At 28.6% G+C, this 14,341-nt stretch carries 17 protein-coding genes; 9 read left to right on the top strand and 8 right to left on the bottom strand.

The annotated features are described in order from the left end of the window. The first annotated feature begins 46 nt into the window (after nt 1–46). Nucleotides 47–190: a hypothetical protein gene (locus ACY3JO_RS00490; protein ID WP_463084866.1), complete on the top strand. Its 144-nt coding sequence runs from the start codon at nt 47–49 to the stop codon at nt 188–190. Next, nucleotides 172–3,300: a hypothetical protein gene (locus tag ACY3JO_RS00485; RefSeq protein ID WP_463084865.1), complete on the top strand. Its 3,129-nt coding sequence runs from the start codon at nt 172–174 to the stop codon at nt 3,298–3,300. Before ACY3JO_RS00490 ends, ACY3JO_RS00485 begins: the two co-directional genes overlap by 19 nt. 511 nt (nt 3,301–3,811) lie before the next feature. Here ACY3JO_RS00485 and ACY3JO_RS00480 read toward each other — a convergent pair. From ACY3JO_RS00480 to ACY3JO_RS00470, 3 genes are all read right to left on the bottom strand, one after another. Continuing rightward, nucleotides 3,812–3,961 (bottom strand): ATP-binding cassette domain-containing protein, encoded by a 150-nt coding sequence (locus tag ACY3JO_RS00480; protein WP_463085678.1) that lies wholly within the window; start codon nt 3,959–3,961, stop codon nt 3,812–3,814. 93 nt (nt 3,962–4,054) lie between these two features. After that, nucleotides 4,055–4,609, bottom strand: coding sequence for an ABC transporter transmembrane domain-containing protein (locus tag ACY3JO_RS00475; protein WP_463084864.1), 555 nt, complete (start codon nt 4,607–4,609; stop codon nt 4,055–4,057). Continuing rightward, nucleotides 4,515–4,754, bottom strand: coding sequence for a hypothetical protein (locus ACY3JO_RS00470; protein ID WP_463084863.1), 240 nt, complete (start codon nt 4,752–4,754; stop codon nt 4,515–4,517). Before ACY3JO_RS00470 ends, ACY3JO_RS00475 begins: the two co-directional genes overlap by 95 nt. A gap of 354 nt (nt 4,755–5,108) precedes the next feature. On the opposite strand from ACY3JO_RS00470, the gene ACY3JO_RS00465 reads away from it, so the two are divergent. From ACY3JO_RS00465 to ACY3JO_RS00455, 3 genes are all read left to right on the top strand, one after another. Then, nucleotides 5,109–6,158 (top strand): LamG-like jellyroll fold domain-containing protein, encoded by a 1,050-nt coding sequence (locus tag ACY3JO_RS00465; RefSeq protein ID WP_463084862.1) that lies wholly within the window; start codon nt 5,109–5,111, stop codon nt 6,156–6,158. A gap of 57 nt (nt 6,159–6,215) precedes the next feature. After that, the gene (locus ACY3JO_RS00460; protein WP_463084861.1) at nt 6,216–6,551 is read left to right on the top strand and encodes a nucleotidyltransferase family protein; all 336 of its coding nucleotides are present in this window, start codon (nt 6,216–6,218) and stop codon (nt 6,549–6,551) included. A gap of 136 nt (nt 6,552–6,687) precedes the next feature. Next, nucleotides 6,688–6,975 carry a ribonuclease toxin HepT-like protein gene (locus ACY3JO_RS00455; RefSeq protein ID WP_463085677.1) on the top strand — a complete coding sequence of 96 codons (288 nt, stop codon included), beginning with the start codon at nt 6,688–6,690 and terminating at the stop codon, nt 6,973–6,975. Here the strand turns inward: ACY3JO_RS00455 and ACY3JO_RS00450 are convergent, their stop codons facing one another. The 3 genes from ACY3JO_RS00450 to ACY3JO_RS00440 form a co-directional block, all read right to left on the bottom strand. Beyond that, a complete protein-coding gene (locus ACY3JO_RS00450; RefSeq protein ID WP_463084860.1) occupies nt 6,976–8,379 on the bottom strand; it encodes a peptidase associated/transthyretin-like domain-containing protein in 1,404 nt (467 codons plus the stop codon). 115 nt (nt 8,380–8,494) lie between these two features. Next, nucleotides 8,495–9,904, bottom strand: a complete 1,410-nt coding sequence (locus tag ACY3JO_RS00445; protein ID WP_463084859.1) for a right-handed parallel beta-helix repeat-containing protein — start codon at nt 9,902–9,904, stop codon at nt 8,495–8,497. A 498-nt stretch (nt 9,905–10,402) separates the two neighbouring features. Next, entirely contained in the window at nt 10,403–10,765 is a 363-nt protein-coding gene (locus ACY3JO_RS00440) for a DNA methyltransferase (RefSeq protein ID WP_463084858.1), read from the bottom strand. Between the two features lie 292 nt (nt 10,766–11,057). Between ACY3JO_RS00440 and ACY3JO_RS00435 the strand changes: the two genes are divergently transcribed. From ACY3JO_RS00435 to ACY3JO_RS00420, 4 genes are all read left to right on the top strand, one after another. Next, nucleotides 11,058–11,636, top strand: a complete 579-nt coding sequence (locus ACY3JO_RS00435; protein ID WP_463084857.1) for a hypothetical protein — start codon at nt 11,058–11,060, stop codon at nt 11,634–11,636. A gap of 78 nt (nt 11,637–11,714) precedes the next feature. Continuing rightward, on the top strand, nt 11,715–11,837 hold the full coding sequence (locus tag ACY3JO_RS00430; protein ID WP_463084856.1) for a hypothetical protein: 123 nt from the start codon (nt 11,715–11,717) through the stop codon (nt 11,835–11,837). Further along, a complete protein-coding gene (locus ACY3JO_RS00425) occupies nt 11,794–12,273 on the top strand; it encodes a hypothetical protein (protein ID WP_463084855.1) in 480 nt (159 codons plus the stop codon). Before ACY3JO_RS00430 ends, ACY3JO_RS00425 begins: the two co-directional genes overlap by 44 nt. Nucleotides 12,274–12,308: 35 nt before the next feature. After that, nucleotides 12,309–12,962 (top strand): DUF7424 family protein, encoded by a 654-nt coding sequence (locus ACY3JO_RS00420; protein ID WP_463084854.1) that lies wholly within the window; start codon nt 12,309–12,311, stop codon nt 12,960–12,962. Between the two features lie 39 nt (nt 12,963–13,001). Here ACY3JO_RS00420 and ACY3JO_RS00415 read toward each other — a convergent pair whose 3' ends face one another. After that, nucleotides 13,002–14,009, bottom strand: coding sequence for a sigma-70 family RNA polymerase sigma factor (locus tag ACY3JO_RS00415; protein ID WP_463084853.1), 1,008 nt, complete (start codon nt 14,007–14,009; stop codon nt 13,002–13,004). Further along, a complete protein-coding gene (locus tag ACY3JO_RS00410; RefSeq protein ID WP_463084852.1) occupies nt 13,985–14,248 on the bottom strand; it encodes a hypothetical protein in 264 nt (87 codons plus the stop codon). Before ACY3JO_RS00410 ends, ACY3JO_RS00415 begins: the two co-directional genes overlap by 25 nt. Between the last annotated feature and the right edge of the window lie 93 nt (nt 14,249–14,341).

Here is a 14,341-nt window from a genome sequence, read left to right as displayed (position 1 = left end):
ATAATAAGTTTTAGTTTGAAACAAATTATATTTTGGGGAGGGCATTATGAATAATAAAGTTAAATATGGAGTGGATAAAGATAGAGATTTAACCTTTAATATCTACAATTATAACTTTGCATATCCTTTTCCGGTTTTCTTCTGGGTATATCGGGAATTATGGGCATTCCTATGTGGTGTTTTTATGTGAATAGGGGACAGTGTATTGCAAGTTTTGAGTTTGAAAGTAAAGATGGTGCTATTCTTGAATTTCATCCTGCTGATAAAGCATATAGATTGACACCAATATATGGATTTAGAACTTTTATTAAAATGAATAATGATATTTATGAGCCTTTTAGAGAATCCTCTGAAAATCAAAAATATGAAAGAGAGAGCTACATGAGTATAACCCCCTATGATCTTACCATATATGAAATAAATAAGACCATTCATATTGCATGTAAAGTAAATTATTTCACTCTTCCCGATGAGCCTATAGGAGCTTTAATAAGAGTATTAACTATTAAGAATTTTGGGGATAAAAAGGTAGATATAGAGATTATTGATGGAATACCTCAATTTTTACCTTATGGACTAACAAATGAAGTTATGAAAAATATGTCCAGAACAATAGAAGCATGGTATAGAGTTGATAATTTAGAAAATAATGCACCTTTTTATAGGTTATATACAACCTTCCAAGATGTAACTGAAGTTAAGGTTATAAAAGATGGACATTTTTATTTTTCTTTTGAAGAAGATAATAAGCTTCTTCCTGTAATTGTAGATCCTACCTTGATATTTTATCCAGCTGATGATTTTTCTTATCCATTTAATTTTGCAAAAAAGGATTTTAAAGTAGACTCTGTATTTTATTGGAATAGGACCCCATCCGCTTTTTCTTATTCTCAAATTTCCCTTTTACCTCATGAGGAAAAGATGATTATATCTATTATGGGAAGAGCTGATTCTAAAGAAAGGCTTAATTCTGTTATTAATAGATATGCTAAGAGAGAATTTATTAAGAGAAAGGCGATAGAGAATGAGGTACTTATAAGAAGTATTATTGATAATTCTTTTGTTTATAGTTCATCAAAAGAATTTAATTCTTATGCAAGACAAAGTTTTCTTGACAATATATTAAGAGGTGGTCTTCCCGTTACTTTGGAGTATGGTAGGAATAAAGATATTATTTATCTTTTCTCGAGAAAACATGGAGATTTGGAGAGAGATTATAACTTTTTTAGACTTGAAGCTAACTATTTTTCTCAGGGTAATGCCAATTATAGAGATATAAATCAAAATAGAAGAAATGATATATATTTCAATCCAAGTGTAGACTATTTTAATATATGGTATTTTGTAAATCTTATTCAACTTGACGGATATAATCCTCTTGTGATTAAAGGAATTAAATATTTGTTATCTGAGGAAAAATTAGATCAATTAAAAGACTGGCTTGATAAAGAGATAGAAAAAGAGCTTTATGAAATTTTTAAAAAGCCATTTATTCCTTATGATGTAATAAGAATTCTTGAAAAATACAACTATAGATTGAAAAAGGGGGATTTAATAGAGTTTATATCTTTCCTTCTTACAAATTCTAGAAAGATAGAAGATGCAGAGCATGGGGAAGGATATTGGGTTGATCATTGGTTCTACAATTTAGATCTTATAGAAAGTTACGAATTAGTTTTTCCAGATAAAATTGCTAATCTACTTTTAGATTTAAATATCTTTACATATTATGATAACTCAGAAATTGTTTTACCAAGAGAGGAGAGATATGTTTTAACAGATAAAGGTGTAAGACAGTATAGATCACTAAAAAGGGATGAAGAAAAAGAAAAACTCATAAAATCCAGGGAGATAGAACCCAATAAAGTAAGGACAAAATATGGTAAAGGGGATATATATTATACTAACTTGATCTCTAAATTGATTACCCTTGCAGTGGTGAAATATTCATCTCTTGATCCTGACAATGTGGGAATAGAGATGGAAGCTGGAAAACCAGGTTTGAATGATGCTTTAAATGGCCTTCCTGGGCTTTTTGGATCATCTGTAAATGAGACCTTTGAACTTAAAAGGTTAATTCTTTTAATGTTTGAATGGATTGATAAATATCATCTATCAGATAGAGAGATAAAAATTCCAATTGAAGTAATGGATTTGATTAATGGTCTTTTTGAAATTACAAAGAAAAATCTTATAGGAGAAATTTCTAATTTTAAGTTCTGGGATGAAAGCTCAAAATTAAGAGAGTTTTATAGAGAGAGAACAAGATTGGGAATAAGTGGAGATGAGATAACAGTAAAGCTATCTAATGTGGTTGACAGAATAAAGGTCTTTTTAGAAAAGATAGATAGAGGATTGGAAAAGGCATTTATTAAATATAAAGGTTTATACCATACTTATTTCTATTATTATCTGGTGGATTATGAAATATTAGAAAAAGAGGGAAAAAAGATAATAAAGTCTAAAAGATTTGAGAGAAAAGATTTACCTCTCTTTCTTGAAGGGCAGGTACATTATCTAAAAGTAGAGAAAGACCCTGATAAAAAGAAAGAAATAATTAAGAGAATAAAAGAAAGTGATCTCTATGATAAGAAATTGAAGATGTATAAAGTAAATGAATCATTGAAAGACGCCCCATTGGAAATTGGAAGAATAAAGGCTTTTCTACCTGGATGGCTTGAAAATGAGAGTGTTTTTCTCCATCTTGAATACAAATATCTTTTAGAGATTTTAAGATCAAAAGAATTTGATACATACCACGAGAATATGAAAAATTGTCTTGTACCATTTATGAGACCTGAAGTATATAAAAGGAGTATATTTGAAAATGTCTCTTTTATTGTGAGTAGTGCAAATCCTGATGAAAATTTGCATGGTGCAGGTTTTTCAGCGAGACTTTCTGGAAGTACAGCGGAATTTTATAACATGCTTATTCTTATGACCTTAGGAAGAAATCCCTTTTATCTTGATGGAAATAATAGACTTTGTTTTAAGCCAGAGCCCTCAATTCCTAACTTTTTATTTATAACAAAAGATGAAGAGGTAACATATTTTGGAAATGGAAAAGAGGAGAAGATATTTGTACCCAAAAATACTTTTGTGATAAGGTTTTTTAATACTCTCATATATTTTATAAATCAAGAAAGAAAAGACTTGTTGGGTAAGGATATAAAAGTAAAGAAATATATATTGTATAAAAGAAATGGAGAAAAAGAAGAGATAGGTAAAGAAGTACTTGAGTACCCATACTCTCTTTATATAAGAGATGGAGAATATGAAAAGATAGAGTGCATAATTTAAATTTAGATTTTTAAATCTAAGATATTTTTTATATTGCTATCTTTAAAGCCTTTTTCCCAAAGGTGTTTATATTTACCATTAAGAGATATGAGCTCTTCATGGGTACCTTCTTCTACAATTCTTCCATCAGCAAGGACTATTATTCTTTCTGCTATTTTTATGGATGAAAGTCGGTGAGTAATGATTAAAACAGTTTTATCTTTTAACTCCTCTTTTAATATATTTTGTAGGGTATGTTCTGTTTTTGTGTCTAAGACTGATGTGGCTTCATCAAGAATAAAAAGTCTTGCATCTTTTTTAAATAGAGCTCATGCTATAGCAATTTTTTGCCTTTCTCCTTCCGATATTAAACTTCTTCTTTCTCCAATCTCTCTCAAAACCTATATTCTCTATAATAAAGTCATAGGCAAGACTCTTTTTGGTAGCAGAAATGATATCTTCATCCTTTGCATTATAATTACCATATCTAATATTTTCCTTAATACTTTCAAGAAATAGGTGCGTATTTTGATTAGCAACAGAAATTTTTTCTCTTAAAGCTGATAGATCCCAATCCTTTATATCCACCCCCAAAAATTTTTGTTTTCCCTTTTTGAGATTTGTAAAGACCAAGTATAAGTTTAATAATGGTTGATTTGCCAATACCACTTTCTCCTACAATAGCTACCTTTTCTCTTCTTTTTACTTTAAAACTTATACCTTTTAATATTTCTTTCTCATCATATGAAAAATATACATCTTCAAATTCTATATCTTAATTACTTACTTTTTCTTCTTTTACATCTCCACCTTTTTCATCTTCTTGATTTAATAATTCCTCTATTCTTTCTAAAGAAGATTTTGCCTTCCTATAGGAATTTATTTCATTTGGAAGCACATTCATAGGAGCTATAAATACATTCATAAGCTCTATAAAGGCAATAATTCCTCCAAGGGTTAATTCTCCTTTAAGGACTAAATTTCCCCCATAAAAGAACATAAGTACTAAAAGTATAATCTGTATCATTATTTTAATTGGTTCTAAAAGGATTTCAAATCTGACTGAATTAAGTCCTGATTTAAAAGATTTTATCAGTTCCTTTTCGTATCTATTAAAAAGTTCCTTTTCTAAATTAAAAGCTTTAACCAAGATTATGCTAGAAATAGAATATTGAGCAACAGAGTTTACATTGCTAAGAGCTTCTTGTTGTCTTTTTTTATATTTCTCTACTGGTTTACTTATAATTAAGGCAAGGATTATAGATAGAGGAATTATGGCAAAACAAAATAAAGTCAATTTCCAATTTATAGATATAGATAGATATAGCAAGAATAATACCGAGAATAAAAGTAATAGGATGATATAAGAGGTCATTTGAGGAGTTACTTAAAAAGCCTTGAATAAGGGAGAGGTCATTTGAAAGTCTTGATATATAGTCACTATTAGTATTTTTCTCTATATAACTAATATTCATATTTATTAACTTCTTACCTATCTTAATTGACAAAATCATTGTAAATATCTTTATAAAGAGTCTTTATTTTTCAGCAAAATAGCGTTTGCAACATTCTTTTCAAGGCTAATGAGATATATGTTTGTGAAGGAGATAATAATAGAAAGAACTAAAGTAATAATAAGAAGTATTATATTTTTTAATGTGTATCTTTTAAAAATTATCTCAAAAAGGGTTAAAAAATGTGATCTATATCACTTTGCTAATTAATGTATTAAAGATAAAATATAATTAGAGATTAAAAAATTATAGTTGGTCTCCCTAAAAAACTATAACTTTTTAATCTCTAATTTATTTGAAAAAGAGGTGATCCTAATGAAAAACTCTATATTAAGACTCCTTGGGGTTATTTTTATCCTCCTCTTTATGGCAAGTGGTTGTGTAACAAAGCCTTCAGTTACAAATCAACCACCTCTTACTCCTTCCAATCCAAATCCACAAAATAATGCAACTGATGTAAATGTTAATGTAATCTTAAGTTGGGATTGTACAGATCCTGATGGTGATCCTTTAGTATTTGACATATACTTTGGTACAAATATTGAAAATCTCTCTATTTTGAAAGAAAATCATGATTCTAAAAGTTATGAGATAACGGATTTAGCTTTTGACACTATTTACTATTGGAAAGTAGTGGCAAAAGATGGGAAAGGAGGAGTAACAGAAGGTCCAGTTTGGCGTTTTATAACGGTAATGCCCGTAACTCCTGTCTTTAAAGATAGTTTTGAGGATAATAAGACAAATAATGAATCTGAGTATACAAGTTCATTTTATGGTGAGACCATATCATCTGTAAGAGGTATTACCTTTACTCAAGGAGCAATTGGTGATGGAGTACATCTTGATGATCTAAATAGTTATATATGTTATAGTACTTCCTACATTAATCCAACGGAAGGAACTATAGTGTTTTACTTCAAACCAGACAGTAATATGTATGAGTATTATCAAAGTTTAGAGTCCTATAAAGGGGGTTTCTTAATTGATACAGTAGGCTGGTTACCTGCATTTTCTGGTGCATTTTTCATTTCTGCTTGGTGTGACGGGGAGAATCATAATAATTTTGAGTCAGGAACGTATAGTTATCGTTGGTCCTATGCATCCACAGGTTATAATTATACTCTTTCTTCAGACAGATTTTATAAAATTGCCTTTACATGGAGTCAAACTCAAGGAAAAATAAGGCTCTATCTTGATAATGAGCTAATAGCTGAGGCAAGCTATAATACACCACTGAATAATAGACAGCTATTCTTTATAGGACATAATCCGTTTGGAGATTATTGGCCCTATGGAGCACGTTCTTTAATGGGTACCTATGATGAATTAAAGATTTATGGTGTGGCTCTTGAATTTAATAATTAGTATTTAAAAAGGGGGGAGATATAATTTGTCTCCCCCTTTTTTGTGTTATACTAAACTATGTTTGATATATCTATTTGGGAAGAAAAAATTTTAAGAGAAAAAGAGGAAAAGGAGCTTAAAAGGAAAAAGCTATTAGAAGAAATAGTGCCGAAACTCAAAGAATATTTTAAGGATAAAAAGGTAGAAAAGGTTTATATATTTGGCTCCATACTTGAGGAATATTATTTTTATGATTCATCGGATGTGGATATAGCAGTGGAAGGCTTAAAAGAGAATTATTTTAGGATTTTTTCAGATTTGGAGGATATTGTAGGAAGAAATATTGATCTTTTGGAGCTTGAATATTGTAAGTTTAAAGAAAAAATTTATAATCGTGGGTTAAGGATAAAATGAAGAAAGAAAAAATTAGTTTACTCTTAGGATATATTGAGTCTCAAGAAGAAGAGATAGATAAAATAAGGAAAAGACTGTTTATTTAGCATATAATCTCCACAATCTCTATAATGCTTTTGAAGATTTATTTAGAGAAATAGCCAAAACCTTTGAAAATGAAATAGAAAATTTAGATTATTATCATAAAGAGCTTTTAAAGAGAATGACTGTTGAGATATATGGGATTAGACCAAAAATATTATCAAAAGAAAGCTATGCTGTCCTTGATGAGCTTAGAGGTTTTAGACATATATTTAGACATGCATATACTTATGAGATTGTTCCTGAGAAGATTAATCTTTTAAAAGATAATCTCCTCAGGAACTGGGATCTTATAAAAAGAGACTTATATAATTTTAAATCTTGGCTTAAAAGTATTTTATAATTATAAAGAAATCTTATATAGATAAATATCCATATTTTGGTCTTGGAGTATATATCCTAAAAATATAAAGTAAAGGTCTTTTTCACTTATAACATCAGTTATAAAATTGCTAAAATCTTTTCTTTCCACAATTTCTCCAACAAAATTCCAATTTAAATCTAACTTGAGGATATAGGAATTATTAACTTTATCTTCGTTTACATATCCTGCCAATATATAGTTCTTAGAATTTTTGGCTATAGAAGTAACGTAAGTATTTCTTCCCTTTTGGGCATAATTTTTCCTAATTAATATATCTCCTTTATCGTTGATATAGACTAAGAAAATTCCTTGTTGCAAATTTTTATACTCATTGCCAACTATCACATAACCTTGTGGCCCTGGAGTTATAGCCTTTCCATATACGGGTCCCTCACTTTTAATCTCTCTATTCCATATTAAATTACCATTTTTGTCTATTCTATAATAAGTGGCGAAAGATGGTTTTGCTGAAGGTGTTGTTGTACCTACAACAATGTAGTCCCCATTTGTTGCTTGAATGACTTTCTCAAAATAATCATCATCTTTTTCTCCATATACTTTATCCCATATCTTTTCACCATTTTTATTGAATTTAACTATATAATTATCACTCTTTATTGCTTCATTGTTTCTTGCCTTTACATATCCTACAGCCACTATTTCTCTCTCATTGGTTATAATAAAGTATTTTATTATTTCATCCCAATCAGATCTTCCATGATTCTTTTCCCATATAATTTTCCCATTACTATCTAGTTTTAAAAGATATATATCATATCCTTTATCTTTGTTTATTGCTGTTGCAGTCACTATATATTCATTGTCATTTATATCCACATATGCATTAAGCAGATCTTCACCAATAGAGTATGTTCTTCCCCAAACTTTTCTACCATACTTATCTACCTTCAATAAATATAAATAGCTTTTATTTGTATTTATGAGAGTTAGTTTTCCAGATATTAAATAACATGAATCATTAGTTATCTTTATAGAAAAGGGGAATTCTTGATCAAAATTACCAAAGTATTTTTTAAATAACTCCGATAAAGAAATGCTAAAATCTATTTGATTTGTTCCAGATTTAAGAATTACTGCTCTTCTCAGAGCTATAGATTTTAAGTTTGGTTCATAAACATCTATTGTAAAAGTTTCTTGTTCTCCAACTATTGGAATATTTTTTATTACATATCTACCGTCTTCATCACTAAGACCTATGCAATCTGTTCCTAATATCCTTATTATTGCCCCTTCAATAGGTTTTCCATCATCTTTATGATATATGTTTCCTTCCAATTTTGCATATGAAAGATTTGTTTGGCTAAAAGAAAAAGTTAGCAAGAGAATTATTAATATAGGGAATACAAAATATCTTTTAGGCATTTTTCCTCCTTAAAATTTAAAATAAAACACACAGTTTTAATTTTATAATAAAAAAATTTTAAAAACAACAAAAGTAAAAAGATAAAAAATTATTATAATTCTATCTTTTATTTAATCATTTTTCATAGGCACCCATATCAACTCCCTTACCAATAGGACGAGGTCTATTATCTAAATCATTTTTAGGAGCATCCTCTAAAGTTCCATTATCAATTGCTGGACTTTTATCTTTTAGGTGATAATCGCCTAAATTTCCAAATGCGGGTTGATTAAATAATGGATCACCGTATAAATTACCTTTTCCTATATTATCAATCTCTTTTGTCCCATATGTTTTGTCCAAATAATCCAAAATTCTGTCTGGGTGTTTTGGCATATAAAATAGATTGTTTTCTATTTTAAATTTAACGGAGTTTCCTAAGAAGATTGGGGAATTTGGACCCCTTGCACTAAATATATTGTTTTTCATTGTTAGATTAATGGGTATGTCAGGGTAATCATATTGAACGTGCATAAGATAATTATTACCAACCTCATCATCAACAGTAACATTAATTATAAAAAATGAAGAATTACTTTTTTCAGTAGATATTACAATAGCTGACCATGGAGTAACTTCTTTTTTTCCATCTCCTCTTCCATATATAAGAGTATTTTCTACTTTACTATTATTACCCCACAATTTTATACCATCACATGAGTTGTTAGCTACTATACAGTGATGTATATAAGTATTTTCAGCCTTTGAGTCAAGACCATCTCCTTTATTATGCTCAACTAAAGTATTTGATATCTCAATAGGACCCATGGAGGATTCAATACCAAATCCGTCTGGTCTATCATAAGGGCCTGGCCCTTTTCCACCTTGATAATAATGACCACTATAAGAAAGAATACACTTACTTATTAGAACATTTTGCCAACCACCTTGTTGCCCTTCAGGTCCTCCTATGCATCCAAATCCACAATAGCTTATTTGAGAATCTAAAATCTGAATTCCGTTGACATCTGAGATGTTTATTCCAAATTCATCCATATGATGTATATAGACATTTTTTATTATGATATTACTGATTGGTTCATTTAGGGCTTCAATACCATCTCTAAAAGGTTCTCCATTATCACTTGTTATTTCTAAATTTTCAATTTTAATATAACTTTTTCCAGAGAGATCGATTGCTGTGAGAAGGTTGTCTCTGCCTGCAAGAACTGGTCTATTACCTTCTTCTCCTTTTATGGTTATCCATTTTTCAGGAGTACCAGAATTTTGAGGTATTATTATATCATCGTCATATTGAGATAGAATATATCTTCCACCTAAGATAATTAGAGTATCACCTGCTTTTAGCTTTCGAGAAGCATATCCTGGAGTTGCCCAAGGTTGTTCTTTTGTACCTGGATTTGCGTTATTTCCTTTTGGAGATACATAATATATTTTTCCACTTTCTTGTATATTTTGGAAACTATAACCGTAAAAGAGAAATAGGGAAATTAGAAATGAGATTAAAAATATATGTTTTAACATGTTACCTCCTTAATCTTTGAGATTATATAAAGTTTTTAAGATTTAAGTGTTAAGAACAGGATCTTAAAATTTTATATAATCTCAAATTCATCTATTTTCAATTATACTACTATTTTAATAATTATTCACTAATAAGTAGAGATTTTTAATCTTTTCTGTTATTCTTTTAGAATATTTACTGATAGCATATCATTTTTTTTAACTTCAGTTATCTTTATATACAATTTAATTCCTAATTCATTAATATAATCTTTCCTAATGCTCTCCAAATTTTTATAAATTTTTCTTTATACTTGTGTTGAATGGTGATATCTGGAACACCTAAACCTGATTTTATAAGATATGCATTTATATAATCTTCTTCTATAAAATTAGGGTCAAACCTTAAAATAATGTTCTTTCCTAGGAGATGGTTTTTTAAATATATTAATGTTTTTCTTTTTCCATGATTTTTAGACCTAAAAATTTCACAAAAAAGCCTGTATCCACTTGTAAAGTTTATTCATCTATAATGTGAACAACCTTATATAATCTATCTCCTTCAAATCTGAATTTTTTAGGATCAAAGATAGGTTTGGCATCTTGTATTGATGGTATATAATTATTTTTAGGAATAGTTATATTTTCTTCTCTCTCTATAATTTCTATATTGAAAGGTTTTATTAATGTATTTTCAGATATTCCAATTTTTTTCTTAATAATTTCAATGAAATGTTTGTTTATCTCATAACCTATTGCATTTCTTCCTAATTCTAAGGCAACTTTTACTGTAGTACCACTTCCAAGAAAGGGGTCTAATATTGTATCTCCTACAAAAGAGAACATTCTAATAAGTCTTCGGGGCAATTCATCAGGAAACATAGCCTCATGTTCTATTTGTTTTGCTCCCCAAAAATTCTAACGTCCTGAGAAGTACTCCTTCCATTCTTCTTGAATCTCCAATAATTATTTTACCTTTTACATCCATAAGATGCTTTGTAAAATCTAAAATTTATCAAATTTATTTTAACATAAAAAACACAGTTTTGACTTTTAAAAAAGCAGAAATTAATCTTTTAATTTCCCTAGTTAAATTCTTTTTTTTACATTTTTTCTATGGGATCAGTTTTTGACCTTTTAACTGAGTATTATTAATTACAGGAGGTGATGTGTTATGAAAAAGGTATTAACAATAATTTTCCTATTGTTTATTTTATTGTTCTTTGTAGGATGTAATGCTCCGACATATAAAGTTAATATCAGTATGCTCTATCCAATAGAGTCAAAATTTTTGTATTATGAGGATGACCTAATAAAAGTTTCTTTTGGGGTTGTTAATAAAGGGATATATTGCATTTTAGAGAACAAGAGCGTATATGAATTAAAAATTTATTGGAACAAAGCTTTATTTACATATCCATCTGGAAAATCAATATCTTTAATATGTATTAACGAAAAAGATTTTCCATCTTTTGGGGGTTATTTAGGTTCTGAGCCTAAATATTTCACAGAAAGCACTATTCTTCCTTTTTATAAGATGAGTGTATATCTTGTACCTTCTGATATGTTGAGAAAAAATAGGAGTACATATGATCATTCTATTTATTATACTCTTGAGGGAGATATTTACTCTAAATTTGAACCTGGAGAAAAACACGTAAGTTTGAAAATCCCAATTTATTACGGGAATAGAAATAATCTAATAAAGATATATTCTTTTGTGTTTAGGATAGCGGTCACATTAGAAAAATAATTTTCAAGATTACATGAAGAGATAAATTTAATTGTTAATGTAGAGAATTAAAATTTTTATGAAAGGAGGTAAATCAAGATGAAAAAGTTTTTAAGAATACTTTTATTAATTGTTTTAGGAGGCTTGTCTTTAGGGATTTTATCAGGGGTGCAGTTTATTGCCACATGCAAAAATAAAGATGCTTTATCCAGTGGAGTCTGAAAATCTTTATTTTGAGGATGATTTGATAAAAATAAGCTTTGTTTTTTATGAAAATAAAATATATTATGAATTGGAGAATAAGGTAAGCAGTGAATTACAAATTAACTGGCATAATGCAACCTTTACTTACTCTTCAGGAAAAACCACTTACTTGGCTTGTTTTTCTCCAGATGATGTTTATTACTATACATGTTACAATCCTTTTTATGTAAGTAATATTCTCCCTTATGGGAAAGTTAAAACATACATGATTCCTTATGACCTTTTGGAGTATGAATATGATAGCTATCTTGGTAGTTATTATTCTATAGAAGGAGAAATATATTCTGAATTTAAGAGGGGAATTTATAATGTAGGGATAAAGATTCCTGTATACATAAAGGATTCAGCAAAAACAGTTTCATATAACTTTATGTTCAGAATAGAAGTGATGTAGGAGGATAATAAAAAATTAATTAGGGGGTGAGTTTATTGAAAAGGCTAATAATGTTTTTTTTGATTATATTTCTTGTTATCACATTATCAGGTTGTAACTTGGATATCTCTTCAGAAATCTATCTTAGTGACCTATATGATTTTGTTAATGATAGTAAAACTGATATGATTTGGGTTAAATCAGTGTTGAAACTTGAAATTGTCTCTAAAGATACTTTCAAGGAAAATAAGGATGAGATTACCAGTGTATTAGAAGAGTATTTTGATAATGTAGAAAATGTAAGGTATGAAGAAAATAATCTTCAAAGCTTTTATGTAGCAGATATTGAAATTCCCCTTACAAAAGGTAAGGAAGTAGAGGATAGAATAATATCATTTTCCTTTAAGGATAACAATCTATATGTAATCTTCAACAATTTTCTTTTTGAAGATCTAAACAGTAATATTTTTAATAAATTCTACCAATCAATTGAATTAAATGATTTGTCTCTTGAGGTAATGCTCATAAATGATCTAAAAAGAGATGTGAGTATAGAATTTCAAGGAGTATATGTAAATCTAAAACCCTATCCATTTTTGAAAAAATTAACAATGAAAAACAGAGATAAAATGATAATAAGATTTTCTAATGTTTTAAGAGATTATTTGACTCAAGAAGGGAAAACAGCCTTTGTAAAGATAATTTGGTAAAAAGGATTATAGGGTAGCAAGTAATTTAAACTTGCTACCCTATTTTAGATATTTTCCTCTTGTCAAACGATGTTTAATTCTCCTTATAGCTTTTGCCTCTATCTGTCTTACTCTTTCCCTTGTTATTCCAAATATTTTGCCTATTTCTTCAAGAGTTCTTGGAATGCCATCTTTAAAGCCAAATCTTAGGTATATAATCTCTCTTTCTCTTTCTGATAGAATATTTAATAATTCATTTATGATATTTTTTATAAATGTTATTTCCATTTGTAAGAAGAGGTCAAAAGCATGGTTATTATTAGGTAAAATATCATCTATAGTTAATGTAAAATCTTCATTTTTGTCTATTAAGGAATATATACTCTCAAATTCTTCCTCTGAAAGATCTTGTAATGGAACATCATATGGTATAGTGATGAAATTATAGTCCAGGATAGATTTTAATGAATCTCTACTGCTACCTGAATAAATTGATAATTCATCAATGGTTGGCTCTCTTTTTAATTTTTCAAAAAGTATTTTTTTGCATCTTTTAATGTAATTTATCTTTTCTTGAAGATGAATAGGAACATAAATTGTTCTGCCCTTTTCTGCAATAGCCCTTGTAATTGCTTGTTTTATCCACCATATTGCGTAGGTAGAGAATTTATAACCTCTTCTCCAGTTAAATTTTTCAACAGCATTTATTAGCCCTATGTATCCTTCCTGTAATAGATCTAAAAATTCCAAGCCTCTTCCTTTATATCTTTTTGCCATAGAGTGTACCAATTTGAGATTGGACAGTATTAGTTTTTCTTTTGCTTTTTTATCCCCTTGTTCCGCTCTTTTGAATAATTCTTTTTCTTGAAAAGGAGAGAGTAATCCATATTTTCCTATCTCTTTAAGATGAAGTTCTGTAAAATCTTCTCTATCTTCTTTAACCTTAAATTTCCTTTTCTTAGGGAATACTTGATGGGGTTTTGTCTGTTCTTCCTCTTGATCTTTATTTTTTAAAAAGTTATTAATTTCCTCTAATAAGCTTTCTAAATATAAATCATTCTCATCCATCGTTTTTTTTCTAAATAATTTTTTACATATTCATATCCTTTATCAGAAAGTTCCCATATGCCACGAGGTGAATCTTTTTTTATCAATCCTTCATGTACTAATATTAGTTTATCCTTTTCGGTTAATACATCCTTTAATTTTTCTTCTACTTTTTGGTGTACTACTGATATGTGAGCTTTTTCTCCTAATTCATATAAATTACCCTTTTCTGCATATTTTAATTTTGCTGAAATATTCATAAGATCCTTATCTATTTTTTCTATTATTTCATTAGATAAGATATAACTTATACTTCATTTAACAGTCTTTTGAATTCCAAAAATCTGAGTCTA

This window comes from Dictyoglomus sp. LHC4 (assembly GCF_055181355.1).
This window is presented reverse-complemented; position numbering and strand designations above follow the sequence as displayed.

What these genes read in the sequence shown, in the direction of transcription:
- ACY3JO_RS00490 (WP_463084866.1), top strand. Translation starts at nt 47, where the DNA reads ATGAATAATAAAGTTAAATATGGAGTGGATAAAGATAGAGATTTAACC.
- ACY3JO_RS00485 (WP_463084865.1), top strand. Translation starts at nt 172, where the DNA reads ATGTGGTGTTTTTATGTGAATAGGGGACAGTGTATTGCAAGTTTTGAG.
- ACY3JO_RS00470 (WP_463084863.1), bottom strand. Translation starts at nt 4,754, where the DNA reads ATGAATATTAGTTATATAGAGAAAAATACTAATAGTGACTATATATCA.
- ACY3JO_RS00465 (WP_463084862.1), top strand. Translation starts at nt 5,109, where the DNA reads ATGAAAAACTCTATATTAAGACTCCTTGGGGTTATTTTTATCCTCCTC.
- ACY3JO_RS00460 (WP_463084861.1), top strand. Translation starts at nt 6,216, where the DNA reads ATGTTTGATATATCTATTTGGGAAGAAAAAATTTTAAGAGAAAAAGAG.
- ACY3JO_RS00450 (WP_463084860.1), bottom strand. Translation starts at nt 8,379, where the DNA reads ATGCCTAAAAGATATTTTGTATTCCCTATATTAATAATTCTCTTGCTA.
- ACY3JO_RS00445 (WP_463084859.1), bottom strand. Translation starts at nt 9,904, where the DNA reads ATGTTAAAACATATATTTTTAATCTCATTTCTAATTTCCCTATTTCTC.
- ACY3JO_RS00440 (WP_463084858.1), bottom strand. Translation starts at nt 10,765, where the DNA reads ATGTTTCCTGATGAATTGCCCCGAAGACTTATTAGAATGTTCTCTTTT.
- ACY3JO_RS00435 (WP_463084857.1), top strand. Translation starts at nt 11,058, where the DNA reads ATGAAAAAGGTATTAACAATAATTTTCCTATTGTTTATTTTATTGTTC.
- ACY3JO_RS00430 (WP_463084856.1), top strand. Translation starts at nt 11,715, where the DNA reads ATGAAAAAGTTTTTAAGAATACTTTTATTAATTGTTTTAGGAGGCTTG.
- ACY3JO_RS00415 (WP_463084853.1), bottom strand. Translation starts at nt 14,009, where the DNA reads ATGGATGAGAATGATTTATATTTAGAAAGCTTATTAGAGGAAATTAAT.
- ACY3JO_RS00410 (WP_463084852.1), bottom strand. Translation starts at nt 14,248, where the DNA reads ATGAATATTTCAGCAAAATTAAAATATGCAGAAAAGGGTAATTTATAT.